28 protein-coding genes are annotated in these 24197 nt (G+C 33.7%); 19 read left to right on the forward strand and 9 right to left on the reverse strand.

Annotation, left to right across the window (positions count from 1 at the left end; genetic code table 11):
• Positions 1-78 precede the first annotated feature (78 nt).
• The 3 genes from ABH957_RS08810 (at position 79) to ABH957_RS08820 (ending at position 2963) form a co-directional block, all read left to right on the forward strand.
• Positions 79-1014 carry an aldo/keto reductase gene (locus ABH957_RS08810; RefSeq protein ID WP_404510994.1) on the forward strand — a complete coding sequence of 312 codons (936 nt, stop codon included), beginning with the start codon at positions 79-81 and terminating at the stop codon, positions 1012-1014.
• A gap of 145 nt (positions 1015-1159) precedes the next feature.
• A complete protein-coding gene (locus tag ABH957_RS08815; protein WP_404510996.1) occupies positions 1160-2590 on the forward strand; it encodes an IS4 family transposase in 1431 nt (476 codons plus the stop codon).
• 169 nt (positions 2591-2759) lie between these two features.
• Positions 2760-2963 (forward strand): hypothetical protein, encoded by a 204-nt coding sequence (locus tag ABH957_RS08820; RefSeq protein WP_002012406.1) that lies wholly within the window; start codon positions 2760-2762, stop codon positions 2961-2963.
• Between the two features lie 30 nt (positions 2964-2993).
• Here the strand turns inward: ABH957_RS08820 and ABH957_RS08825 are convergent, their stop codons facing one another.
• Both ABH957_RS08825 and ABH957_RS08830 read right to left on the reverse strand, forming a co-directional pair.
• Positions 2994-3218, reverse strand: coding sequence for a hypothetical protein (locus ABH957_RS08825; protein ID WP_002012407.1), 225 nt, complete (start codon positions 3216-3218; stop codon positions 2994-2996).
• An 84-nt stretch (positions 3219-3302) separates the two neighbouring features.
• Entirely contained in the window at positions 3303-3650 is a 348-nt protein-coding gene (locus tag ABH957_RS08830; protein WP_000426317.1) for a DUF4257 domain-containing protein, read from the reverse strand.
• Positions 3651-3841: 191 nt separating this feature from the next.
• On the opposite strand from ABH957_RS08830, the gene ABH957_RS08835 reads away from it, so the two are divergent.
• The 5 genes from ABH957_RS08835 (at position 3842) to ABH957_RS08855 (ending at position 8901) form a co-directional block, all read left to right on the forward strand.
• Positions 3842-4369 (forward strand): DinB family protein, encoded by a 528-nt coding sequence (locus ABH957_RS08835; protein WP_404510998.1) that lies wholly within the window; start codon positions 3842-3844, stop codon positions 4367-4369.
• A 182-nt stretch (positions 4370-4551) separates the two neighbouring features.
• The gene (gene rsgA / locus ABH957_RS08840; protein WP_002126970.1) at positions 4552-5604 is read left to right on the forward strand and encodes a ribosome small subunit-dependent GTPase A; all 1053 of its coding nucleotides are present in this window, start codon (positions 4552-4554) and stop codon (positions 5602-5604) included.
• 208 nt (positions 5605-5812) lie between these two features.
• Complete coding sequence (locus ABH957_RS08845) at positions 5813-7795, forward strand: HAMP domain-containing methyl-accepting chemotaxis protein (protein ID WP_404511000.1); 1983 nt, start codon at positions 5813-5815, stop codon at positions 7793-7795.
• Between the two features lie 165 nt (positions 7796-7960).
• Entirely contained in the window at positions 7961-8266 is a 306-nt protein-coding gene (locus ABH957_RS08850) for a hypothetical protein (protein WP_404511002.1), read from the forward strand.
• A 266-nt stretch (positions 8267-8532) separates the two neighbouring features.
• Entirely contained in the window at positions 8533-8901 is a 369-nt protein-coding gene (locus ABH957_RS08855) for a DUF3979 family protein (protein ID WP_002126974.1), read from the forward strand.
• Between the two features lie 33 nt (positions 8902-8934).
• On the opposite strand, the gene ABH957_RS08860 is transcribed toward ABH957_RS08855, so the two are convergent.
• Entirely contained in the window at positions 8935-9975 is a 1041-nt protein-coding gene (locus tag ABH957_RS08860) for a YkvI family membrane protein (RefSeq protein ID WP_002064968.1), read from the reverse strand.
• Positions 9976-10216: 241 nt separating this feature from the next.
• On the opposite strand from ABH957_RS08860, the gene ABH957_RS08865 reads away from it, so the two are divergent.
• From ABH957_RS08865 to ABH957_RS08875, 3 genes are all read left to right on the forward strand, one after another.
• Positions 10217-10660 carry a Dps family protein gene (locus ABH957_RS08865; protein ID WP_002126976.1) on the forward strand — a complete coding sequence of 148 codons (444 nt, stop codon included), beginning with the start codon at positions 10217-10219 and terminating at the stop codon, positions 10658-10660.
• A 108-nt stretch (positions 10661-10768) separates the two neighbouring features.
• Entirely contained in the window at positions 10769-11233 is a 465-nt protein-coding gene (locus tag ABH957_RS08870; protein WP_000488199.1) for a DUF3939 domain-containing protein, read from the forward strand.
• Positions 11234-11488: 255 nt separating this feature from the next.
• Positions 11489-12430: an alpha/beta hydrolase gene (locus tag ABH957_RS08875; protein ID WP_404511004.1), complete on the forward strand. Its 942-nt coding sequence runs from the start codon at positions 11489-11491 to the stop codon at positions 12428-12430.
• A gap of 52 nt (positions 12431-12482) precedes the next feature.
• Here the strand turns inward: ABH957_RS08875 and ABH957_RS08880 are convergent, their stop codons facing one another.
• Positions 12483-13484: an LLM class flavin-dependent oxidoreductase gene (locus tag ABH957_RS08880; RefSeq protein ID WP_404511006.1), complete on the reverse strand. Its 1002-nt coding sequence runs from the start codon at positions 13482-13484 to the stop codon at positions 12483-12485.
• A gap of 104 nt (positions 13485-13588) precedes the next feature.
• Entirely contained in the window at positions 13589-13780 is a 192-nt protein-coding gene (locus tag ABH957_RS08885) for a DUF3896 family protein (RefSeq protein ID WP_282914753.1), read from the reverse strand.
• Positions 13781-13967: 187 nt separating this feature from the next.
• Between ABH957_RS08885 and ABH957_RS08890 the strand changes: the two genes are divergently transcribed.
• Positions 13968-15440, forward strand: a complete 1473-nt coding sequence (locus ABH957_RS08890) for a flavin monoamine oxidase family protein (RefSeq protein WP_033730283.1) — start codon at positions 13968-13970, stop codon at positions 15438-15440.
• A gap of 75 nt (positions 15441-15515) precedes the next feature.
• Complete coding sequence (locus tag ABH957_RS08895) at positions 15516-16100, forward strand: GNAT family N-acetyltransferase (protein WP_002126982.1); 585 nt, start codon at positions 15516-15518, stop codon at positions 16098-16100.
• A 24-nt stretch (positions 16101-16124) separates the two neighbouring features.
• Here ABH957_RS08895 and ABH957_RS08900 read toward each other — a convergent pair whose 3' ends face one another.
• Positions 16125-17027, reverse strand: coding sequence for an aldo/keto reductase (locus tag ABH957_RS08900; RefSeq protein ID WP_404443236.1), 903 nt, complete (start codon positions 17025-17027; stop codon positions 16125-16127).
• Positions 17028-17192: 165 nt separating this feature from the next.
• On the opposite strand from ABH957_RS08900, the gene ABH957_RS08905 reads away from it, so the two are divergent.
• The 3 genes from ABH957_RS08905 to ABH957_RS08915 all read left to right on the forward strand — a co-directional run bounded on the left by ABH957_RS08905 (position 17193) and on the right by ABH957_RS08915 (position 19551).
• Complete coding sequence (locus ABH957_RS08905) at positions 17193-18143, forward strand: CobW family GTP-binding protein (protein WP_404443233.1); 951 nt, start codon at positions 17193-17195, stop codon at positions 18141-18143.
• Positions 18144-18261: 118 nt separating this feature from the next.
• Positions 18262-18786, forward strand: coding sequence for a PadR family transcriptional regulator (locus ABH957_RS08910; RefSeq protein ID WP_404511008.1), 525 nt, complete (start codon positions 18262-18264; stop codon positions 18784-18786).
• 18 nt (positions 18787-18804) lie between these two features.
• Entirely contained in the window at positions 18805-19551 is a 747-nt protein-coding gene (locus ABH957_RS08915) for a VOC family protein (protein WP_199663066.1), read from the forward strand.
• A gap of 15 nt (positions 19552-19566) precedes the next feature.
• On the opposite strand, the gene ABH957_RS08920 is transcribed toward ABH957_RS08915, so the two are convergent.
• Together ABH957_RS08920 and ABH957_RS08925 are read right to left on the reverse strand one after the other, a co-directional pair.
• The gene (locus ABH957_RS08920) at positions 19567-20037 is read right to left on the reverse strand and encodes a GNAT family N-acetyltransferase (RefSeq protein ID WP_002031458.1); all 471 of its coding nucleotides are present in this window, start codon (positions 20035-20037) and stop codon (positions 19567-19569) included.
• A gap of 138 nt (positions 20038-20175) precedes the next feature.
• Positions 20176-21126 carry a metal ABC transporter substrate-binding protein gene (locus ABH957_RS08925; RefSeq protein WP_088293937.1) on the reverse strand — a complete coding sequence of 317 codons (951 nt, stop codon included), beginning with the start codon at positions 21124-21126 and terminating at the stop codon, positions 20176-20178.
• A gap of 197 nt (positions 21127-21323) precedes the next feature.
• Between ABH957_RS08925 and ABH957_RS08930 the strand changes: the two genes are divergently transcribed.
• Complete coding sequence (locus ABH957_RS08930) at positions 21324-21548, forward strand: hypothetical protein (protein ID WP_002012427.1); 225 nt, start codon at positions 21324-21326, stop codon at positions 21546-21548.
• A gap of 116 nt (positions 21549-21664) precedes the next feature.
• A complete protein-coding gene (locus ABH957_RS08935) occupies positions 21665-22324 on the forward strand; it encodes an oxidoreductase (RefSeq protein WP_003188777.1) in 660 nt (219 codons plus the stop codon).
• 152 nt (positions 22325-22476) lie between these two features.
• Here the strand turns inward: ABH957_RS08935 and ABH957_RS08940 are convergent, their stop codons facing one another.
• On the reverse strand, positions 22477-22827 hold the full coding sequence (locus ABH957_RS08940) for a hypothetical protein (RefSeq protein ID WP_404454968.1): 351 nt from the start codon (positions 22825-22827) through the stop codon (positions 22477-22479).
• A gap of 245 nt (positions 22828-23072) precedes the next feature.
• Here ABH957_RS08940 and ABH957_RS08945 point away from each other — a divergent pair, with 245 nt between their 5' ends.
• On the forward strand, positions 23073-23795 hold the full coding sequence (locus tag ABH957_RS08945; protein ID WP_404511010.1) for an MFS transporter: 723 nt from the start codon (positions 23073-23075) through the stop codon (positions 23793-23795).
• The last annotated feature ends 402 nt before the right edge of the window (positions 23796-24197 follow it).

Consider the following 24197-nt stretch of genomic DNA (forward strand, 5'->3'; position numbering starts at 1 on the left):
TTTGCACTATAACATATAAAGTGGTATATTTCTATTGTTTGAATATAATCGAACAATAGAAATATAGGGGGATAAAAAATGAAGTATACAAAATTGCAAAAGGCAGGACTAAATATTTCGAAGTTGGGGTTAGGAACAAACGCTGTTGGGGGACATAATTTATATGCTGATGTGAATGAGGAAGAAGGAAAAAGATTAATAGAAGAAGCAATTCAGCAAGGGATTACATTTTTTGATACAGCAGATTCATACGGTTTCGGTAGATCAGAGGAATTGGTAGGAGAAGTATTAAAAGGAAAACGCCACGAGTTTGTACTTGCTACAAAAGGTGGAATTCAGCCATTATTAAATGGAGAGGTTCATATTAATAATGAACCAAGCTATTTAAGAAATGCTGTGGAAAATAGCTTAAGAAGATTACAAACTGATTATATTGATTTATATTATTTACATTTTACAAATCCTGAAACAAGTTACATAGATTCAATTGGAGAACTTACTCGCCTAAAAGAAGAGGGGGAAATTCGTTCAATTGGAATATCTAACGTAAATGTAGAGCAATTAAAAGAAGCGAATCAGCACGGACATATAGATGTTGTACAATCACCGTATAATATGTTGGATCGTGCTGCTGGGGAAGAACTTTTGCCATATTGTATAGAATCAGGTATTTCATTTATACCGTACGGGCCTCTTGCTTTTGGGATACTAGGCGGGAAATATACAGAAGATTTTAAATTAAACGAAGGCGATTGGCGTCAAAGTGTAAATCTATTTGAAGAAAATACATATAAAAATAACTTTAAAAAAGTTGAGATGTTAAAAGATTTAGCTAAAGAAATGAATCTTGAAGTATCACATTTAGCTTTAGCGTGGCTATTAAATAAAAAAGGAATTGATACTGTTATTCCTGGTGGGAAACGAGCGGAGCAAATAAGAGAAAGTGTAAGAGCAGTGGATGTTTCATTGAATGAAAAAGTTATGAAAGAGATTGAATCTATTTTAGAAGATTAGTTAAAAAGAGGGAACTATCCCATCGCCATCAAGCTAAGAAATGCAAATACCCCATCGCTATCAAGCTAACAAAACAAAATTCCACTAAAATAAAAAAATACGCTATTCTTTCTGTAGAATCATAGGAAAGGATGGCGTGTTTGATATGAACTTATCGATTTTTGATGAATTAGAATTGTTTTCTAGAGAGTTGGAACGATATATGTCACCTGATGCTTTAGAGCAATTAGCTAAAAATGTAGGATTTGTTAAACGAAAAAGTAGATACCGTGCACAAGATTTAGTAGCCTTATGTATTTGGTTAAGTCAAAATATAGCTCATACTTCATTGACACAATTATGTAGTCGATTAGAAGCTAACACAGGTATTTCTATGAGTCCCGAAGGACTCAATCAGCGTTTTAATTCTCAGGCTGTTCAGTTTTTACAACAACTCTTAGCACATTTACTTCACCAACAATTTTGTTCTTCTAGCAAGATTCCAACTTTGTATGCAAACTATTTTCGGCGTATTCGTGTATTGGATTCTACACATTTTCAGATTCCGGATAAATTCGTTTCTACATATCAAGGTTCCGGTGGTAGTGGGCAAAATGCTGGCGTAAAAATTCAACTAGAGTATGATTTACTAAGTGGTCAATTTCTTCATGTTCATGTAGGATCGGGAAAGCACAATGATAAAACGTATGGTTCTACTTGTTTAGCGTCCCTTCAACCGAACGATGTATGTATACGTGATTTAGGATACTTCGATTTAAAAGACTTACATACTATAGAAGAGTGTAATGCCTATTTTATTTCAAGGTTAAAGCTCAATACACGTATATATCAGAAGAATAAAGAGCCTGAATACTTTCAAAATGGAACAATAAAAAAGCACTCTGAGTACATCCAATTAGATATGGAGCAATTCATTGACCAATTACAGTCAGGTGAAACATATGAAATTCCTGAGGTTTATATTGGAATGCATCAAAAACTTCCTGCAAGACTCATTTTGTACAAATTAACTGAAACGCAAATGAAACGTAGGCAAAAGGATTTAGCATCTAAAGAACATAAGAAGCAAATTACCTATAAAGAACGTAGTAAGAGGCTTAGTGCAATTAACTTTTACATTACAAATATTCCTTTAGAATATCTACCAAAGGAACAAGTATACGATTTTTATTCCTTACGCTGGCAAATTGAACTTATTTTTAAAACCTGGAAATCATTTTTTCGTATTCATCACTGTAATTCTGTAAAATTAGAACGACTAGAGTGTCACTTATACGGACAATTAATAAGTATCCTTCTTTGTTCCTCCACCATGTTTCAAATGCGCCAATTACTCCTCATCAAGAAGAAACGAGAATTAAGTGAATATAAAGCAATTTATATCATCAAAGATTATTTTCCACTTATTTATCAATCTTTACAAAAAGACACCCAAGAATTAACAAAGATTCTCTTTCGTATGTTTAATCTCTTACAGAAAAATGGACGAAAATCCCATAGGTATGAGAAGAAAACAGTCTTTGATATCTTAGGCGTCGTATACAACTTTTCTATGTCTCACAATCATGTAGCGTAATCCAAAAAATTGAAACCCGATAGGGTTTATTTGGTATGCAAATCTTTAAAGAACTTACACTGGATCTTTAGAAAAACGAAAAAATTTCACGTGAAATTAAACTTATATAATCTTAGCTTGATGGCGATGGGGAACTATCCCTCTTTTTATATAAAAAGAGAAGAAATACATGAAGGAGCTTTTGAGTGCAGGGGGTAAAAAAAGTAGACAAATAATAGAAATGTATTGTAATAAAATTATGGGGAATCCAAAAATAAAAATCCCTAAAGAGATAGGGATTTATATATCGGCATATAGTTCCTTGGAAAAGGATATACTTAGTTTAACATATAGGAATACTTATATTTGTGAAATAGATGTGAAAGTAATGTGAAAAATGCCGTAATAAAAAGCACTGTTTTAGCTAAAACAGTGCTTTTCGTTTAGATTGAACTGTTGCCGCATTTTCATCATGTATTCCTGCTTCTTCAATAATTCGTTTTTTTACTTTATTTAATAGATGGTCTACTGCCTCACCAAAATAGTTAGCTTCGCTTTTTGTGCGGGCTTCTCGTAAACATTTATAGTTTTCTAGCAGTTCCTCTTTTTCGGTGTTTGTTAAGAAATCTTCTATTTTCTTTTTTGTCATACGAAACACCCTTTCTTCTGACAAACGACGCAATAGAAAATATATATTTTTCATTATAACAATAATTTTTAAAAAAAGTATAGACTAACGTCGCAATAATTTGTCAATTTCTTGAATCTTCTCATCAGCTTTTCCAATTTGCGTATTTTTAGCCTGCTCACCACCTAGAGCTTGGTGAAGTAAAAAAGTTTGACCGGAAATAGCAGTCACAATGGAGACTTTTATAATTTCCTTTATTGCGGTGACATCGAATAAAACGAGTCCAAGGAGTGCGGCTAGGCTACCAGTGAAAATATCAGTTAAAAATCCAAAATGAAAAAAAGTTTTCAAACGGCGTGGAAGCAATAACTTACCTTGGTTATTGATTAGATGGGAAACGAAGCCAGTAATGCCACCAACGAGAACTGCGGTTAGCCATTGATACATTTCCATCGAATCCACTCCTTTTAGTGAATAAGATTCGATTTTTTCATATTGATTCCTTTTAATATTTCATATAAGTATATTGAGAAAGTTTGTTTGGATATATTCCTTATTTAATTATAACGGAAAATTTTGATATATTTCAGTCTATTATATGAATCATATTTACAATAATATGAATGCAGAAAGAGGTGTGTGATATGAATATAGAGTATCGAATAAGAAGTGTAGATGGTTATACGAAAAATATAGGGGAATTAGTAAGTATGCTGGAGCATACGAGGGCGGTAACATTACAGGAAATAGAAAATCTATCAGTTGAGCAATTAGATTTAATTATGCCAAGTGGTGGGAATTCAATTGGTGCTTTATTAAAGCATATTGCAGCTATAGAAAAAGCCCATCAGCTTATTTCATTTCAAAATCGTGACTTTACAAAAGAAGAATTAGAAATATGGGAAGATGCACTGTATTTAGGGGAAGCAGGGAAATCTATTCGTGGCTATGACATACCGTATTATGTACAACTTTTGCAAAAAGTGAGAGAAGAAACACTAAAGTGTTTGAGTGAACAGGATGACGAATGGCTAATGTCAGAAAGAAAGTGGCCTAATGGCGTAGCGTATAATCAGCACTACCTTTGGTTTCATGTGCTAGAAGATGAAATTAGTCATCGCGGACAAATTAAAATGCTAAAAAATAAGTTATTTGAAAATTACGTTAAATAAGGTAGCTTTTTAATGGGATATTCCATATAATGAGAGTAATTAAAATTAGAACGGGGTGATGTATTATGGTGAGATTAACTTATATGAATAATAAACCAAATACAAAGGTGGACGGAAAGGGCGATACTCTATAAGTGAGCGCACAATCCTTCCACTTAGTACAAACTAGGGAGGATATTGATTTGAATCAAAATATTTTAGAATCATTCGGCTGGGATTCATTTTTTGAAGAGCAAGCTGTAGAGAAGAATTATGAAGTAGGGCGTATTTTACTTGAGCATAAGCATATATATCGCATTATTTGTAATGACGGTGAATATATGGCAGAGCTGTCTGGGAAGTTTCGGCATGAAGCGGTAACGAAAGGAGATTACCCAGCAGTTGGTGATTGGGTGTATATAAAGAAAATAGAAAATGAGAAAAAGGCAATCATTCATCGTATTTTTTCGAGAAGAAGTTCTTTTTCAAGACAAGAAGCTGGTAATAGAACTGAAGAACAAATAATTGCAGCAAATGTTGATTATTTATTTTTAGTGAATGCACTTAACCATGATTTTAACGTAAGAAGGTTGGAGCGTTATTTACTATTAGCGTATGAAAGTGGTGCAATGCCTGTTATTGTTTTAACAAAAAGTAGTTTATGTGAAGATGTGGAACAAAAAATTGTAGAAACGGAAGCTGTTGCAATTGGTGTTCCGGTCTTCGTCGTCGATAGTTTAGAGCATAGAGGTATTGACTCATTACAACAATTTGTTGCTTCAGGAAAAACAATTGCTTTAGTCGGCTCATCAGGGGTTGGAAAATCTACTTTGTTAAATGCACTCGTAGGAATTGAGATAGCGAAAACGGGAGATATACGTGAGGAAGATAGTAAAGGGCGGCATACGACAACTCATCGTGAGCTGTTCCAACTACCGAGTGGGAGCTTAGTCATTGATACTCCTGGCATGAGGGAGTTACAACTTTGGGAAGGAAGCGATGCAATCCAAACAACATTTTCTGATATTGAAGAATTTGCAAAAACATGCCGCTTTCGAGATTGTAAACATGAGAATGAACCAGGATGCGCAGTGCATAAAGCAATTGATAACGGGCTAATGACGATAAATCGTTTGCAAAGCTATAAAAAGTTGCAAAGAGAATTGGCGTATTTTATGAGAAAACAAGATGCTATTCTCGCAAGAGCTGAGCGTGATAAGTGGAAGAAGATTTCTAAACAACATAAAAAAATGTAAAAAACCAAAGGACTATTCCTTTGGTTTTTTGTATTTGTAAATTTTATAATAATATTATTCATATATATAGACAAAGGGAGAATATTTGTTTAAACTTTACAAGGTGTTTATCAAAAACGAATTGTAAAAATAGAGGATAGGGAATGGGATATATTCATAATTGGTTATTTATCTTTAAAACTTAATATTTAAATGTAGGAGGTTTATAATGAGTAAACTGTTAAGGTGGTTTCGAGATATAAAAGTAGCAAAAAAGCTATTAATTTCATTTTTGATAATTTTAATTGCGGCTGTCTCTATTATTGGAGGAATGTCTTATCAAACGGCTAAAAAGAATTTTGAATCACAAATTACGAGTAGTGCTCACGATAATATAAAAATATTAGATAATTTAATCAATCAAATGATTGAGGCGAAATTTAACGAAGTAAATAACTTTGCACGAGTGATTCATAGTGATATGTATCAAGGAGATAATCAAGATGAATTAAGAAAGGTATTATCTCAATATATTAATTTAAATAAAGATATTGAACAAGTATATGTTGCCGGCAATGATAAGAAGTTTGTGCAAGAACCAAATATACAAATGGCAGCAGATTATGATCCAACAACTCGTTCTTGGTATAAAGATGCAGTGAGTAAACAAGGTGGAATCGTGGTCACTGAACCGTATAAGGCGAAAGGAAATGGATATATTGTCGTAACGATTGCGAAACAAACAGAAGATAAAAATGGTGTTGTTGCGGTAGATTTAAGTTTAGAGAATTTATTGAAAACAACAAAATTAATCAATATTGGTAAAAAAGGATATACTTTCATTTTAGATGGAAAACAAAAAATAATTGCGCATCCTCAAGAAAAACCAGGAGATAAAGCAGCTGATTCTTGGGCAAAGAGAATTTACGAAGATAATCAAGGCACTTTTTCATACACGTATGATGGTAGTGAAAAGAAAATGGTATTTGCTACAAACTTAAAAACAGGTTGGAAAATCGGTGGAACGATGTACTCAAATGAAGTAATTGAAGCTGCTCAGCCTGTATTTTATAATATGTTAATTGTTATGCTTATTTCATTAGTTGTAGGAGGGGCACTTATTTATTTAGTAACTCTTTCTATTACAAAACCTTTAAAGAGATTAGTTGCCACTTCTAAAGAAATAAGTGAAGGAGATTTAACGCAAACAATTGAAATTCATTCAAACGATGAAATCGGTCAACTTGCAAAAGGTTTTAATGAAATGACAGATTCACTAAGAACGTTAATTGGAAGAATTAATACTTCAGCAGGGCATGTTGCAGCTGCATCTGAAGAGTTAACAGCAAGTGTGAGACAAGCGAGTGAAGCGACTGAACAAATTACATTAGCAATGGATGAAATATCAAGTGGTGCAACGACGCAAACAGCAAGCGTAGAAAATGGTGCTATGTTACTGTTTGATGTAACAGAAGGGATTCAGCATGTAGCAAATAGCTCATCATCTATTAATACTGCTTCTGCTCACACTCGCGAAAAAGCAGAAGATGGTGGAAAGCTAGTTGGAAAAACAGTAAATCAAATGCAATCTATTGCGGAATCAGTTTCACAGTCAGATGCTGTTATTCAGTTGTTGAATAACAAATCAAAGCAAATTGGTGATATTTTAGAAGTTATTCAAAATATTGCAGATCAGACAAATCTTCTAGCTTTAAATGCAGCAATTGAGGCTGCAAGAGCTGGTGAGCATGGAAGAGGCTTTGCAATTGTTGCTGATGAAGTACGAAAATTAGCAGAACAATCTAGTGTATCATCAAGTGAAATTAGTAAATTAATTTGTGAAATACAAGATGATATGAGTAAGACAGTAAAATCTATGAATAATGTAAATGAAGAAGTGCAATCTGGACTTGTTATTGCAAATGAAACAAAACAAAATTTCACTGAAATTTTACAATCTACAAATGAAATTGCTGACCAAATTAAAACGATGGTTGAAACAGCTAATGGGATGTCAAAAGGTGCAAATGAAGTATCTATTTCGGTTGGTCAAATTGCTATGACGGCACAAAATAATGCGACGAGTACACAAAGTGTTGCAGCGTCAGCTGAGGAGCAGTTAGCTTCTATGGAAGAAATTGGTTCTGCGGCTGGTACACTATCTCAAATGGCTGAAGAGTTACAAGTATTAATTGAAAGATTTAAAGTATAAAAAGGGGAGGCTGTCTCAAAATAGCATTAATGCTATTAGAGGCAGTCTTTTTAGCTGATAAACGGATTAGAGGTTCAATGTATTTAATGTTTGTCGAAAAATAGAGGAATTTGTTAAGCGGGTGTATAATTAATATAATATAGACTACGTTTAAAGGAGATCAGTATGGGAGTGTATTGGGGAACGAAAAGACATTCTTGGCTTAGCTATGTCTCGTTTTGGTTAAGCATTTTATTCTTTGTTGCTTTTTTAATTGAAGTGTTTGTATTTAAAACACTTTCAAATAGCTCATTACAAATCGTTAAATACTTTTATTTTATATTTGTTCCATTAAATATCATTTTTAGTTTAAGGTTATTATTTAAGAAGAATGAAAAGAAAATATTACCGATTTTTAGTTTAATTGTATCGCTATTATTTGCAAGTTTAATTATAGTGTTAGCATTAGCAGTTACAGGAAAAATCTTATGAGGAGAGTGATATAAATTACTCTTCTTTTTTGTGGTTTTTTAAGAGTTATTAGTAGTGTGTAGGAAATAAGGAAAGTGATAAGTTATCAGTAAGGGAACATACTAGTGAATAGAGAGTGAACTGAAAATACTATATGTTTTGTATGTGTTTATAAAGCAAATGAATGCGGTAAGATTTGTGATATATGGTACAATAAACATGGATAGTGATAGAGATAAAGGGTATATAAAATACTCATCGTTTTTTAGTAAGAGAGGGGTTATCTTATGCTATACGAGGATTTGATGACATTATTCCAAGCTGCTCCGATAAAATTAGATAGAGGCGGCTGGAAATATATAATCCAGGAACAAAATGATAATTATGAAATTGTTGATGAAATGTTAAAAAAGCAAATGAATGTTGAATTGTATTTTAATGAGTATGATGAGGTGAAAATCACTTTATATAAAGATGGAAGCCCTATTACTACTATGCAAAGAATTGCTATTTCAAAAGTTGAGTTGGATGAAGAGGAAGACGGCATTCAATTCGTATTGGAACGCATGCCAAGTCGAATGATTCGTTTGCAATTAAAGCCATATCTTGCAGTAGAAATGGGGCCGTACTGGGAAGTATGTGAAGACTGTGAATGAAGATGAAAAACATCCGTATACACGGATGTTTTTTTATGTTTTTTGAAGTTGTTTAAAGGCAATAATCGGTAGTAAAATGATGCTCACCCAACCGATAATAGGGTATAGAATATGAAGTAATTCACTATATCCAATGAAACTAAAGCAATAACTAATTAGTAATATGAAGTAAATAATGTTATTACTTTTCCATCCGGTAATGGATTGCATTTGTTTTGTCATCCCGAACACATTACCAACTAAAGTTGTGAACACTTCACCGAAAATAATAAGAACAAAGAAAAAGTGAAAAGTTGCATTAAATCTTCTTATGACTTCAGCCATTGGGATATTGTATTGATAAAATTGGTCGACTGATAAGATAGCTAAATGGCTGCATAATAAAATTAAAGAAAGTCCTGCACCACCTAAAATTCCACCCCACAAAATGGCTTTTCGATCTTTTACTTCACTGGCTAACGGGACGAGAACGCTTTGGGCGAGCGAAAGATTTAAAGCGACATATGTAATAGGGCTAGTAATCCACTTCATATTCCAGCTCTCTGCAGGAATAGTATTACTAATAGGTGTTGTACTATGGAAAAAGGTTGTAATAGCGAGTCCGATAATAAAGATCATCATAATAGGTACGACAAGCGTATTTACTTCAAAAACACCTTGTAATCCCCGGCTCCCAATAATGAGACAGGCGATGACCGTGATGAAAATACCAAGTTGTCTCGGGAGGCGGAGTTGTTCTTCAAATACTGCACCGGCTCCTGATAACATAACGCTCGTTACACCAAATAATACGAGTAATAGTAATGTGTTTACGACATTTCCAAATACATCCCCAAATAAATATTTGTTGAATTCTTGAGCTGAGAATGCCCCTATTTGTGATGAAAGTAACATCATCTTTGTGCCGAGCCAAATAAAAAAAAATCCACTTATACATATGCCAATGGTTCCGTAAAATCCGTTAACTGTAAAAAATTCAACAATTTCGCGCCCAGTAGCAAATCCAGCTCCAACGACAGTTCCGATATAAGTAGCAGCGACTTTCTTTGCTACTTGCCATTGTTGATTGTCCATGTTATCCCTCTTTCTTCTATGATGAGCTTGACTTACTATTATGCATATGTGTGAGCTTGGACAATTAGACATGTGAAGTAGTTGAAAGAATACATGAATTATATGATATTAGGGAAATATTAAGGTTGTTAAAACTTTGTTACATATAAGCTGTTCATTCGGAAGAGTAGGAAATCTATGGTAAAATGTAATTAAGTTATTAAAAGATAATAATTATAAAATGATAAGAGGAGTGGATTGTATGAGTACGAAAACAAATGTTGTTGAAGTATTAAACAAGCAGGTAGCAAACTGGAATGTGTTATATGTGAAATTGCATAATTATCACTGGTATGTGACAGGACCACACTTCTTTACATTACATGAGAAATTTGAAGAGTTTTATAATGAAGCAGGGACTTACATTGATGAGTTAGCAGAACGTATTTTAGCGTTAAAAGGAAAACCGTTAGCGACAATGAAAGAGTATCTAGCAGCTTCTACTGTGAGTGAAGGGACAGGCAAAGAGTCTGCAGAAGAAATGGTACAAACTTTAGTAAACGATTTTTCTGCACTTATTCAAGAATTAAAAGAAGGTATGGAAGTAGCTGATGAAGCTGGTGATGAAACGTCAGCTGATATGCTATTAGCAATTCATACGACATTAGAACAACATGTGTGGATGTTAAGTGCATTCTTAAAATAAACATAAATTGATTAAAGAAAAACTCTATTGAAAAATTCTTTCAATAGAGTTTTTTGTGATTTTTCAGTTTTCTTTTATGCTATAATATAGTAAAAAGGAGGCGATACAATGTTTCGCTTTTTCAGAACTGGAAAAGAAGATAGGGAAATTACGAAAGATGAATTAGAACAAGCGATGGCGAAGTTTCTAGAAACGAATGCTAATATCGTTTATACAGTTTTAGTAAATGATGATTACACAGTAAATTATGATTTGTTAAAGCCCTATTTACCTGCATTTCCAACAAATTTTTTTCTGATAACGAAGGAAACGCTTGAAGTATTTGAACATACAGAAGAAAATTTAAACCTAGTTAAAGAAATTGATATCGTACAAAAGGCCGTAGATCAATATGTAACAGAAAAAGAAATGTTCCCAATTGTTGAAGATAGTGAAGATCGCCTCATATGCGGAGTGAAGCTAGGACCATATTTAAATCGTATATTAAAAAGAAACTTATATATTTCAGAAAAGCATTATTTAGTTTCAAGTAAACCAGATAAGAAAAAAAAGAATAGTGGGCAGATGTTATGAGAACAACAATAATATATTGTTGTCTTTTTTTGTTATTAAAACATTGATTTTTCAGTCTATTTAACTTTATACTACAACTAGTGGATAGGAAGGAGTGGTGTATTATGCGTATACATACATTAATTATTAAATATCATTCTGAGAATCAGGTATTGTTAAGTTGAATTGTAGAATTTATTTACTTATACCGTGACCCTAGAATGATAGGAATGTTGGAGAAACAATTATTATAAAAGGTTACGGGGGAATTTCTATATGAAAAATAGTATGACTTATATTAAGTTATTAAATGAAACGTTACATTGTTATGCAAATAAAGGAAGTTTTGAAGCGTATTCTTATATAATGAATAATGCTAAAGATGTAATGGGTAATGAAGCGCAAATATATAATTTTAAATATGCATTAGCAAGTGCAGCAGGACTTGAAGAAGAAGCGTTGCATTTAATGAAGAAAGCAATTATAGAAAATGGATTTTGGTACGGAAGTGAGTATTTAATTTCCGATGATGATTTAAAACCACTACATAAATTTGAAGAGTTTCATAGAATGGTTCAATTATGTAAAGAAAGAGAAGAATTAGCAAAGAAATCGGAACAAGCAGACGTGAAATATAAATACAGCAAACAAACTGAAAATCTACTAATAACACTGCATGGGGATCAAGAAAATATACAAATAATAGAACCATATTGGAACTCTGTAATGGAACAAGGTTTTATGCTAGCATTGCCTCAATCTTCCCAAATTCAATTTTCAGATGGATATGTGTGGGATAATATCGAAAGAGGAAGAGATGAGTTAAAAGGACATTACAATAAGATTAAAGTGAATAAAACATTTGGGAATATTATTATTGGTGGCTTTTCTGCTGGGGCAAGAGTAGCGTTACATTCCATGTTACAAGGTGAAATAGAAGTGAACGGTTTTATTTTTGTGGCACCGTGGCTTCCGGAAATGGAAGAATGGGAAGAGATGATTGGAATATTGCATGATAAAAGCATAAAAGGATATATAATATGTGGGGATCAAGATGAAGATTGTTTTGAAGGTACACAGCAATTTGTAACGTTATTAAAGGATAAAAATATAGAACATAAGTATAAAGTTGTGCCTAACTTAAATCATGATTATCCTCATAATTTTGATGAGTTATTAAAAGAAGCTATTGAATATATAGGAAGCAAAAACAATTGATTGGTAGTAAGAAAAGGAGATGCATCATATGTGATGCATCTCCTTTTCGTTATTATAAATTAAAAGCATCTGCCAATAGGCGATAAGAGTTTAATTTATGTTCAAATTGATGAGTAATCGTGACAATCATAAATTCGTCAGTATTATACGCTTTGCTTAAGTTTAATATTTTTTCTTTCACAGAAGACGGATCACCGACAATCATACGTTGACGATTTTCTTTTATGCGGAATAGATCATAAGCACTATACGAATAATTTTGAGCAGTTTCAATAGAAGGAGTACCAGTAGTCCGTTTTCCTAGTTCTAATAGTAAAATCGATAAATCAAGGCTTGATGCAATCTTCTCCGCTTCTTCATTTGTTTCTCCGCAAATAACAAAAATAGATACGATTGATTTTGGTTTATCACCTAAATAGGAAGGTTGGAATTGTTCTTGGTAAGCCTTCATTACTTCAGGGCCACCGTATCCGTTAATGAACTGTGCAAATGCAAAAGAAGCGCCTTGCTTTGCGGCAATCATTGCACTTTCTCCGCTAGAACCGAGCATCCACATTTCAGGAGATGTTGGGATAACTGGAGTAGCCTTTAAGTTTGCATAATGATGGTTTTCTGGTACTTGATCATGTAAGTACATAGCAACATCTGCAATTTGTTCTGGATATTGATCAAGTGAGACCATTTTACCTTCTTGAAGTGCGCGAGTTGCTATCGGCATACCACCAGGCGCTCTCCCGACACCAAGGTCGATGCGGCCCTTATAAAGTGCTTCTAAAACGCGGAAATTCTCGGCAACTTTATATGGACTATAATGTGGCAGCATAACACCACCAGAACCAACTCTAATACGGTCAGTTTTCGCGGCAATATGTGAAATGAGTATTTCTGGACTTGAACCAGCTAAGCTAACTGAATTATGGTGCTCGGATACCCAAAAACGTGTGAATCCGAGTTTCTCAACTTCTTGTGCAAGCGTAACTGTATGTGAAATAGCTTGGGCTGCTGTGCTACCATCTGAAATAGGTGATTGGTCTAATACACTTAATTTGATCATAGAATATACCTCTCAATCTTAATGTACATCCTATTATATATTTACTTACGAAAAATGCGTAATGAAATGCTCAAAAGGAAAAGTGAATAATTTTTTATCCGCTTTTAATGAAAAAACCCTCGTTCATAATGATTCATTTCGACTAAGTTTAATATATATTCGTAGTTATCAATTTCTAAATGTATTTGCTTGCGTTCTTCTTCAGTTAGTTTAACGCTAGTGAGTTTTTTACATAACTGCTGTTTCTTTAATTCTAAATGTTTTTTTGTAGCCTGATAATCGTAAGTACGTTTCATGTGTATCCACCCTTTCCATACAGTTACTATCTGTATGTTTATCATATGAAGTATGTGGAAGGGGGAGAGCTGCACCTTATGTATTTTTAGTGAATTTTCAAATTGTGGTGGTGTTATGTTTAAGTGAATTTATGAATAAAATGCACTAAACCACTAATTTGTATTTCATGAAGTAAGGGGTGGGATTGTGCAGAAAGATATAATGTTTAACAATGAGATGGATGAAACGTTAAAAGTTATAAATAAGGGATTGAAGAAGACGACACGTCCGAAACAAATCATTGTAGTAGGGGCTGGTATGGCTGGATTAGTTTCGGCATCTTTATTAAAAGCAGCAGGGCATGAAGTGAAGGTTTTTGAAGCGAACAACCGTGTAGGTGGCCGCATAGAGACAGTTAGGATGGAAGATACCGGATTATATTTAGATGTTGGAGCGATGAGAATTCCGTATTCGCATACATTAACGATGGCATATATAAGAAAGTTTGGGCTACAGGTGAGCCCTTTTATTAATAGGAATGAGACAGATATTATATACGTAAATGGTCGGGAAACGACATTAAAACAATACGAAAAAGATCCAAGTATTTTAAGATATCCTGTGGAAATGAATGAAGTTGGGAAAACGTCTGAGGAACTATTAATGTTAGCGGTACAGCCCATTATAAATTTTATAAAAAAGAACCCAGAGAAAAATTGGGATATTGTAGTAAAGGATTTTGGGAAATATTCTACAGGTCAATTTTTAAAATATCATCCTTATCAATATAATACGTATTTTTCGCCAGTAACGATTGAGATGATAGGTGTTCTATTAGATTTAGAAGGTTTTTTAGAAAGGTCATTCGTTGAGACGTTACGTTTTTTATATATTATGCAAGAGGAGAGCGGATTTTGCGAAATAATAGGTGGGAATGATAGATTACCAAAGTCTTTTTTACCACAATTAGAAGGAAATATTATATATAATCAAAAATTAATGAAGCTTCATCAACAAGCCAATAGTGTAACAGCCTATTACCGGAACGAGGAAACTTTTGAATATAGTAGTATTACAGGGGATTTAGTTATTGTTACAATTCCTTTTTCAACAATGCGATTTGTAGAAGTAGATCCATTTGATTCGATATCTCATGCGAAGTGGAAAACAATTCGCGAATTGCATTATATGCCAGCTACAAAAATAGGAATTCAATTTAAAAGTCGTTTTTGGGAGGAACAAGGGCAATTAGGTGGGAGAATTATAACAGATCTTCCTATACGTTATGCGTATTATCCAAGCCATGGAATCGGAGAGAAAGGGCCTGCTATGATGTTAGGAAGCTATACATGGTCTTATGATGCGTTGTTATGGGATGGGTTATCAAAGGGGGATCGTATCTATTACACACTACAAAATTTAGCAACAATATTAGGCGGTCAAGTATATGATGAGTTCATGTCTGGAATATCAAAGAGTTGGACATTAGATCCATATGCGCTTGGAGGGTTTGCACTATTTCAAGCTGGCCAAGAATCAGAATTACAGCCAGTCATTGTAAAACCTGAGGGGAGAATATATTTTGCTGGTGATCATACAACGCTGTATCACGGATGGATTCAAGGTGCGATTGAATCTGGAGTTCGTGTAGCGATGGAAGTGAATGATCAAAAAGTTTAAAATTCAGAAATTTCTTTACTGTATAACTTGAGATGGATATTATTATATATAAAAGAATTATAGGGAGTGTTTACAGTGAATCCGTTATTATTCGATTTTCCTTCTGAATTTTATACTGACAGGCTTTTTATTCGAATGCCAAAACCAGGTGATGGTAAAGTTGTATATGACGCAATTCAAGCTTCAATACAAGAATTAAAACCTTGGATGGTCTTTGCACAAAAAGAGCAAACAGAGGAAGAAATAGAAGAGAGTATTAGAAAATCGCATATTCAATTTTTGCAGCGTGAGGATTTGAGATTACTAGTTTTTTCGAACGAAACAGGTGAATTTATTGCATCTGCCGGATTACATCGTATTAATTGGGATATACCTCAATTTGAAATCGGGTATTGGATTGATTCAAGGTTTAGTGGAAAGGGCTATATGGTAGAGGCTGCAAAAGGTATAACAGATTATGCTTTCACTGAATTGAAAGCAAACCGCGTAGAAATTCGTTGTGATTCTCTAAATAAGAAGAGTAGAGCGATACCAGAGAAATTAGGCTTTAAATTAGAGGGTACTTTAGAAAGCGCGAGTGTTGCGGTGGATGGAAATGGATTAAGGGATATGTGTGTATTTGCAATGACGAGAAATACATATGAAAAAGAAGAGCTGTAAAGAAACAGCTCTTCTTTTTGTTTATTATGGTACAGGATGTCCATTAGAGCTTTCGAAAATTGTAAACCATTGTTGGCGGTCTAAGTTAACTTTTGTAGCAAGAGCGGCTGTTTTCACACGATCTAATTTACCAGAGCCAACGATTGGCATCATGTTAGCTGGATGAGCGAGTAACCATGCATACATAACAGTATCGATGCTAGTAACACCTAGTTCAGTAGCAACTTTTTGTAAAGTTTCACGTACACGTATGGCACGTACTGATTGACCAGTAAAGATTTCACCACCAGCAAGAGGTGACCAAATCATTGGATTAATTCGTTTTTCTTGGCATAAATCAATCGTACCTTTTTCAAAATGCTCAAGCTGCATCGCAGATACTTCAATTTGATTTGTAATGAGCGGGAAATCTAAATACGAACTTAACATATTAAATTGTGAAGGTAAAAAGTTAGATACACCGAAGTGACGAACCTTTCCTTCTTGCTTTAAGCGTGAGAACGCTTCTGCCACTTCATTTGGGTCCGTGAATGGATCAGGACGATGAATGAGCAATACATCAATATAATCTGTATGTAAGTTTTGTAATGAATCCTCCGCGCTTTTTATTATATGTTCAGCACTCGTATTGTAGTGAGCAACATATCGCTCTGGAAATTTAGGGGATGGGGGAGCGATTCCACATTTAGTGATGATTTGCATATTTTCGCGTAAGGAAGGCTTGAGTTGTAACGCTTCTCCAAACAATCCTTCACATGTATATCCGCCATAAATATCAGCGTGATCGAAAGTAGTAATCCCCAAATCCATACAGTCTTCAATAAAAGAAAGTAACTCTTGCTTTGTCATATTCCATTCTGCTAAACGCCAGAACCCTTGAATAATACGAGAAAATTCTAGTGTTTCGGCCATTTGAACTCGTTCCATTATAAGTACCCCCTTGATGAATGATAATATTTTTGAAAAGGCTTTCTTGCTACATATTATTATATAGTTACCCGGTTGTACATACAATAAATATGTTTTGCTACAAAAACGTTTTTCTCTATATGCTATAATGTAGAAACATATAGCTATAAGGAGATGTAAGGAATGATTCCAGTAACAATACTAACTGGTTTTCTTGGATCAGGGAAAACGACATTATTAAATCGAATTTTATCAGAGGATCACGGCAAGAAATTAGCAGTGATTGTAAATGAAATAGGGCAAATTGGTATCGATAATCAATTAATTATGAACGTTGAAGAAGAAATTATGGAAATGACAAACGGTTGTTTATGCTGTACTGTGCGTGAAGATTTACTTGTTGCTTTAAAACAATTACTGGATGTGAAAGCAGAAGGGAAAATGGACTTTGATGGATTAGTAATTGAAACAACAGGTCTTGCAAATCCAGGTCCGATTATTCAAACTTTCTTTTTAGATCCAGTTATTCAATCTGCATACCAAATTAACGGTGTTGTAACAGTTGTAGATAGCTATCATATACATAAACATTTTGAAAAGGGACTAGAAGCAAAAGAACAAATTGCCTTTGCTGATGTTGTGTTAGTAAATAAATTAGATTTAATTGAAGAAAATGAGAAAGAAAGTCTCGTACATGAACTGCAAGGAATTAATCCAACTGCAAAATTAATCGAGACGACTAACTGTGAGGTAGATATACCATCGTTACTACAAATTCAAACGTTTAAAACGAAAGATACGTTACAAATTTACCCTCATAAAGAACATAACCATTTAGAAGGTGTAAAATCGTTTGTACTACGTGAAGAGCGTCCGTTAGATTTACAAAAACTGAATGAGTGGATGTCAGCTGTCGTGCAAGAGCTAGGGGAGTATTTATATCGTTACAAAGGGATATTATCTATTGACGGAGTAGATAAAAGAATTGTTTTCCAAGGTGTACATACATTGTTTGCTGCTTCGTACGATAGAGAGTGGCAAGAGGGCGAAGAGCGAGTAAGCGAAGTAGTGTTCATCGGAAAAGATATTAATAAAGAATGGTTCCAAGAACATTTCCAAGAGTGTGTGAAATAAGTCTGCGTAAATCGCAGGCTTATTTTTGTTTTTTTTGTTTACTAAAATTGGAATTTGTATTAAAATAATCTGAAAATACTAAACGTTTAGTATTTTGTTAGGGGTAGGGGGAAAAAAGGTGCGTTTAATGATTCTTGGATTGCTTACTAAAAGGGAGTCGCTATCTGGTTATGAAATACAGCAGGCGCTAAATATGGTGCAAAGTAAAAAATGGGCGGAAGTTTTCCCAGCTTCTATTTATCACGCATTAAAAAAAATGGAAAATGAAAATTTCATTCAAGTTAAAGCAATTGAAATGACCGGAAAACGGTCGAAAACGATATATTGTATTACAGAAAAGGGAAGTCAAGAATTTAAAAGGTTATTAAAGGAGTCGTTTCAAAAAACTTCAGTTATGTTTCCGAAACATCTATATACAGCGTTAACATTTCTGTCAGAAGAAGAGGGTATGAGAGAGGAGGTTTTAGAAGCTCTAGAAGAGCAGAAAAGTGAAATACGATCTACTTATGAAGAGATGAGGGAAGGAGAAAGACTAAAAGATAACGCGCCAGCGTATGTGAAACTAATTTTCGAAAATATGTATGAACAATGTGAGATGCAACTTCGATTTATTCATAGGTTAGAGAAACTATTAAAAAACTAAAAATGTGGTGGGAAGAATATGAAAATCGATCATCTTGTTATAAATGTAAATAAAGAAATACAAGAAAATAAGGAAACGATTAAAAATGTACATTCTATCGGGCTTCCATATGTTCCGAAATGTGGAAAGGGAACGAAAGGGTTTAAAGTATCTAACATATGGATTGGAAAAGAATATTTAGAATTAGTAAGAGTAAAAACAAAAGATGGGGGTGGTTGGGTACAAGAGTGGGTTCAGAAATATTGTGATGGCCATAGGGGACTCATCGGACTGGCAATTGATGTTGAAAATATAGATAAAGTGTATGGGAAAATGATAGAAGGTGGAATTGAAATTACAAAACCAGAACCATTACACTACAAGTGGTTTTTTAATTTATTTAAGAAAACTATGCCGTGGAAAAATGCATACATACAGCCGATGAAGGGGATGCCGTTTCAATTCTTTCTACAACAAATGGACGATCAAAAGAGCAGAGAATATATGGAGAAATATATGTATCCAAATAGTTTGGAACAGGGAATTACAGGGATAAATACGGTGAAATTATATGGAGAAATAACAAATGAAGATAGAGACATTATTAGTTGTCTATTTTCAGATGTTACAAATGAGGAAGAAGAAATAGTAATACGTTTAAGCAATCAAATGATTCATCTAATTCAATCGAATGAGCATTTTACGGAGATAATACTAGATTGCAAAAGCGAAGCACATAGGGAGAAAAAATTAAATATAGAAAATGTGACATTAATAAATAAATAATAAAAAAGCCTGTTTTCACAGGCTTGTATTTTCATCTATTAGTAATTCCATTACAACACCTACAACTGGGCCTTCGTCATCAATATCACCATTTAAACGGAAGCCAAATGATTCATATAGTCCCATTGCGAGTTTGTTGTCAGGATGTAAACTTAAATAAATTATTTTACATTCAAATTTTTCTTGTAAGAATTGAATGAGTATGCGAAGGAAACGTTTTGCGTATCCTTTTCCTTGATATTGTTGATCAATCATAAAGCGATCTAACCAGACACTTTTACGTTTTTCCCAATACCATCCATACATTGCATACCCTACAAGTGTTTCTCCATCATATAAACCTACTGACGTTCCGTTTCCTTCAAATAATGATTCTGCTAAAGAAAACGCATTGCTTTCAATAAATTGCTGCTGGTCTTTTGCGACGTTTAAAGCAGCTACTGAACGCCAATTTTTTGCTGTTACTTCACTAATGTGAAGAGTCATAATTCCAACTCACCTTCTAGATTAATATAGCTTAAAAGCTAATATGGATAATTTTACTTGTTATTTTGGTCAAGTCAAGGATAAATACATAAAAAGGCAGCTGAATGACATATTCAGCTGCCTAGAAAATATAGTTGATTAGTTTGTTGCTTCTTTTAAAGTATTTACGTTTTCTTCCATTAATGTGAAGTAATCTTTATTGTTCTTTGCATCATCCTCAGAAATAGTAGCAAGGTGATTTAAGCGTAAAATTTTTGTACCTGTTTCTTTTTGAATAACTGATGCTACTTTTGGAGTAGAGAATGTTTCAAATAAAATATATTGTAGACCGTGCTCTTTTACTGTTTTTGTAATGTCAGCAAGCTGTTTTTGAGATGGTTCATCAGATGCTGAAATTCCAGCGATTGGAATTTGTTTCAAACCGTATCGTTGTTCCCAGTAGCCGTAAGCTGCGTGTGAAACTAATATTTCTTTCGTTTTTGCATTTGCAACAACTGCTTTAAATTGATCATCTAAATCAGTGAATTTTGTTTGTAGTGCTGCAAAGTTTTTTTCGAACTCTTTTTTATGTTCAGGCTGTAATTCTACAAGTGCATTTTTAATTTTTTCTGCTTGTTTCATCGCAAGAGTAGGATCTATCCAAACGTGTGGGTCTTTATCGTGATGATGTTCATCTTCTTTATGACCGTCTCCATGATCGTGCTGCTCTTCTTCAGATGAAGCACGAAGTTCGATATCTTTAGATGCATTTACAATTTTTACGTTTTCTTTTTTTAATGATTTTTCCATTTTTTCGGCAAATGGTTCTAATTCTGCGCCGTTATAAACAAATAAATCGGCTTTCGCCACTTGTACAGTCTGCTTTTGACTTGGTTCAAATGTATGAGAATCCGCACCAGGTGGGTAAATTGTTTCTACATTTACATAATCACCACCGATTTTTTTTGCAAAGTCAGCGAGTGGGAAAATGGTTGTATAAACAGAAAGTTTCCCATCTTTTTTCGTTGCACCTTCTTTGTTGTTAGAACATCCAGCAAAGATGAGTGTGAAAATAAGTATAAATGAAAATAGAGCTAATTTTTTAGGCATATAATTCTCCTCTTTTCTTTTTTACAATTATATTTTCTCCAAATATAAGAAGAAAATATCGTTTTAATACAAAACGGAATAATTACGTTTTAGTTTGCGAACCTAGTATAATACATCTTTATGAAAGTTGCAATAAATAATAATCATTACGATTTGATTTTGTAATAAATCTGTCAAAAAGAAAGGTATTAATTTTTATGATTGGTGCATATGTGACAATGTTACTTTCATATATTGGGAGGGAGCAGAAAAAAGGGGATGAGCGCTTGGGTTACTTCATGGAAGCTATCTTATTAATACTTGCGGTTGTTTTGCCATTATCTTTTGTTTTAATTTTTTTAAGAAGACTAATAAGTAATTTAGGGGATGCTACAACAATTACAAAATTGCCAGCGGAAGAAAAAGAAGAGAAAAAAGAGTAAGTAAAGCACTATGCATACGCATAGTGCTTTACTTATGGTAAAATGGGAGAACGGAAACTCCTGTTAGCGACGATTAGCTATAGGAGAGAATAGTAAATAAAGAGGTATACACATATATGAATAAGCGAACAGCGTTAGTACTTGGCGCAAGTGGGTTAGTTGGACAAGAAATAACGCGACTATTACTTGACTCAGATTACTACGATTCGGTTACTATTTTTGTAAGGGAACCATTACAATTACAGCATGAGAAATTGCAACAGAAACAGGTGGATTTTTCAGTATTAGAGGAATACAAAGAATTTTTTGCAGTAGATGATGTTTTTAGTTGCTTAGGAACAACGATAAAAAAAGCGAAGTCGAAGTCGAATTTTAAAAAAGTAGATTATGAATATACATTACGAGCTGCCTGCTTAGCTGAAAAACAAGGCGTGCAAAATTTTCTTGTTATTTCATCAATGGGAGCAAAACCTAAATCATTTTTCTTTTACTCGCAAGTGAAGGGGAAAATGGAAGAGGAGCTGAAAAAGCTAGTTATTGGTGGCATACATATTTTCAGGCCGTCATTATTAGTTGGAAATCGACAAGAATATCGTTTTGGGGAAAGAATGGCTGAGAAATTATCTCGTATTCTTCCGTTTATATTTAAAGGGGCTTTTAAAAAGTATAAACCAATTTCAGCTAAAGATGTGGCGAAAGGAATGTATATAACAGCGCTACGTGAAGAATCTGGTATTCATATTTATAATTCAAATGAAATTACAACGATAGAATAAATAAAACCGAGAAGAATGACTTTTACTGAAAGACAAAGGAAATAGAGTTTTAGGCTTGGATTAACAGTAAATACACGTTGTTTAACACTTATACTAAAATGAAAGAGGAGTGGGGAATCCACTCCTTTTATCACGACAATTTTATTCCACTTTTATCCCTCATACGTCTCAAATAACCTTTTCAAATACGCCTGATTTCCTTTCACGATATACTGCTCAGTTTCTATTAAACGCGTTGCTAATTCGGACTTCGTTAGACGCATATACTGTCTGTAAACATTCTTTAAATTCCTGTCAGACTTTAATTGTTCAAACTCGTGAAAAGCATGTTTTTCATTTTGTCGATAGGGAAGGTGCTTTTCGATCTCTTTTTGTTTTTTCTTATAACTCTTACTCTTTTCTTTATAATACGCATAGATTTTTTCATGATTTCTTATAGTATTAAAATGAATCCCTTGGCCTTGTTCATCGAGTTCTTTTGTCTTTTTAGATACATTGTGCAAGGTAACTTCTTTGCCCTCCGCAAGAAGGGCGTCTATTGCTTTTTTACCTAGTTCGAAGGAGGTAATCCTTCGTTTTTCGTAATCACACTCTAAACCATTTTTATGGTTTTTTTTATTTTCATTACTTCCAAATTAAAACCTTTTTCCCCGTAAAATCCCTTCGTTTTTTCTGCCCATTCTAGATAGTTTAGTAATTCATGCTTTTGTTCTGGTTCGGGTATTTTAGTGCTACGGGTAAAGAAGGCTTGGATTCCACAGTAGTTATTGTTAGTTTAATTGCAGGGGTTTTAGGAATTGCAGCTTTTGTCATTCGTCAAAACTTCTTAGAAAAACCAATTTTAAACTTTAAGATCTTCCTAAACCCTAAATATACATTATCTATTTTCGTGCTAATTACAACTATCTTTGCAATGTATTCGGTGATGATTTCTGTACCGTTATTTTTGCAGAACATTCAAGGCATGACAGCATTAAAATCAGGATTAATTATGCTTCCAGGTGCGATGATTATGGGATTATTAGCACCAATTAACGGTAAGTTATTTGATTGTTTTGGAATTCGTCCACTTATCCTAATCGGTTTTCCTTTAATGATTGTGGCATCTGTAATTTTAGGGAATCTAGGACTAGAAACCGCTTCGTGGGTTATTTGTTTAACGTATGCTATTCGTTTAATTGGCGTGGGGATGGTTCAAATGTCTCTTCAAACAAATGCACTCAATGCATTAAAGCAAGAAGAAGTATCACATGGTACTGCGATGAACAGTACGTTAGGGCAAACAGTTGGAGCAATAACTTCAAGTCTTATTGTCACGTTGATATCGAATCGTACACAGTTTCATGGTACAGAAATGTTAAAAGAACATAAATCTGAGATAATCGGAATGTCAGCTGATGCGATTCAAAAGCTGAAAAAAACAATTTCAATAGATGCCTTTATTGCTGGGAACAATGACACTTTCTTATAATCAATTGTGGTTGCGGTAATTGGTTTAGGATTGGGATTATGCTTAAAAAGCAAAAAAAGATGGGGGTTTCTAAATAAATAAAATTTGAACTTTAAGATTAGGTTAGATTAGAAATGGATAATTGGTCCTTTGATCTAAAATGTTTTTTTGGGAGAAAATTAATGATATTTTATTATTAGTAAAGTTCTTTCTCTAATATGGTTGTAAAACGTAGATAAAGTATGTTTAATCAATATTTAGAGTTTTTTATTACCTATAATTACATAAGTCTTATCGTTTTTGCACCAGAACCGATACCCCTACATTTATCTGCCTCTTTGGTAAGGCATCGAATAATCCTTACTTATACCATCGCGATTTCTGATAACTTACATGTAGAGGTATCACTCAATATAACAAAAA

Origin of the sequence: Bacillus sp. RC242 (assembly GCF_044908245.1) — a bacterium.
Classification (GTDB): Bacteria; Bacillota; Bacilli; order Bacillales; family Bacillaceae_G; genus Bacillus_A; species Bacillus_A mycoides.

What these genes read in the sequence shown, in the direction of transcription:
- ABH957_RS08810 (WP_404510994.1), top strand. Translation starts at nt 79, where the DNA reads ATGAAGTATACAAAATTGCAAAAGGCAGGACTAAATATTTCGAAGTTG.
- ABH957_RS08815 (WP_404510996.1), top strand. Translation starts at nt 1,160, where the DNA reads ATGAACTTATCGATTTTTGATGAATTAGAATTGTTTTCTAGAGAGTTG.
- ABH957_RS08820 (WP_002012406.1), top strand. Translation starts at nt 2,760, where the DNA reads ATGAAGGAGCTTTTGAGTGCAGGGGGTAAAAAAAGTAGACAAATAATA.
- ABH957_RS08825 (WP_002012407.1), bottom strand. Translation starts at nt 3,218, where the DNA reads ATGACAAAAAAGAAAATAGAAGATTTCTTAACAAACACCGAAAAAGAG.
- ABH957_RS08830 (WP_000426317.1), bottom strand. Translation starts at nt 3,650, where the DNA reads ATGGAAATGTATCAATGGCTAACCGCAGTTCTCGTTGGTGGCATTACT.
- ABH957_RS08835 (WP_404510998.1), top strand. Translation starts at nt 3,842, where the DNA reads ATGAATATAGAGTATCGAATAAGAAGTGTAGATGGTTATACGAAAAAT.
- ABH957_RS08845 (WP_404511000.1), top strand. Translation starts at nt 5,813, where the DNA reads ATGAGTAAACTGTTAAGGTGGTTTCGAGATATAAAAGTAGCAAAAAAG.
- ABH957_RS08850 (WP_404511002.1), top strand. Translation starts at nt 7,961, where the DNA reads ATGGGAGTGTATTGGGGAACGAAAAGACATTCTTGGCTTAGCTATGTC.
- ABH957_RS08855 (WP_002126974.1), top strand. Translation starts at nt 8,533, where the DNA reads ATGCTATACGAGGATTTGATGACATTATTCCAAGCTGCTCCGATAAAA.
- ABH957_RS08860 (WP_002064968.1), bottom strand. Translation starts at nt 9,975, where the DNA reads ATGGACAATCAACAATGGCAAGTAGCAAAGAAAGTCGCTGCTACTTAT.
- ABH957_RS08865 (WP_002126976.1), top strand. Translation starts at nt 10,217, where the DNA reads ATGAGTACGAAAACAAATGTTGTTGAAGTATTAAACAAGCAGGTAGCA.
- ABH957_RS08870 (WP_000488199.1), top strand. Translation starts at nt 10,769, where the DNA reads ATGTTTCGCTTTTTCAGAACTGGAAAAGAAGATAGGGAAATTACGAAA.
- ABH957_RS08875 (WP_404511004.1), top strand. Translation starts at nt 11,489, where the DNA reads ATGAAAAATAGTATGACTTATATTAAGTTATTAAATGAAACGTTACAT.
- ABH957_RS08880 (WP_404511006.1), bottom strand. Translation starts at nt 13,484, where the DNA reads ATGATCAAATTAAGTGTATTAGACCAATCACCTATTTCAGATGGTAGC.
- ABH957_RS08885 (WP_282914753.1), bottom strand. Translation starts at nt 13,780, where the DNA reads ATGAAACGTACTTACGATTATCAGGCTACAAAAAAACATTTAGAATTA.
- ABH957_RS08900 (WP_404443236.1), bottom strand. Translation starts at nt 17,027, where the DNA reads ATGGAACGAGTTCAAATGGCCGAAACACTAGAATTTTCTCGTATTATT.
- ABH957_RS08905 (WP_404443233.1), top strand. Translation starts at nt 17,193, where the DNA reads ATGATTCCAGTAACAATACTAACTGGTTTTCTTGGATCAGGGAAAACG.
- ABH957_RS08915 (WP_199663066.1), top strand. Translation starts at nt 18,805, where the DNA reads ATGAAAATCGATCATCTTGTTATAAATGTAAATAAAGAAATACAAGAA.
- ABH957_RS08920 (WP_002031458.1), bottom strand. Translation starts at nt 20,037, where the DNA reads ATGACTCTTCACATTAGTGAAGTAACAGCAAAAAATTGGCGTTCAGTA.
- ABH957_RS08925 (WP_088293937.1), bottom strand. Translation starts at nt 21,126, where the DNA reads ATGCCTAAAAAATTAGCTCTATTTTCATTTATACTTATTTTCACACTC.
- ABH957_RS08930 (WP_002012427.1), top strand. Translation starts at nt 21,324, where the DNA reads ATGATTGGTGCATATGTGACAATGTTACTTTCATATATTGGGAGGGAG.
- ABH957_RS08935 (WP_003188777.1), top strand. Translation starts at nt 21,665, where the DNA reads ATGAATAAGCGAACAGCGTTAGTACTTGGCGCAAGTGGGTTAGTTGGA.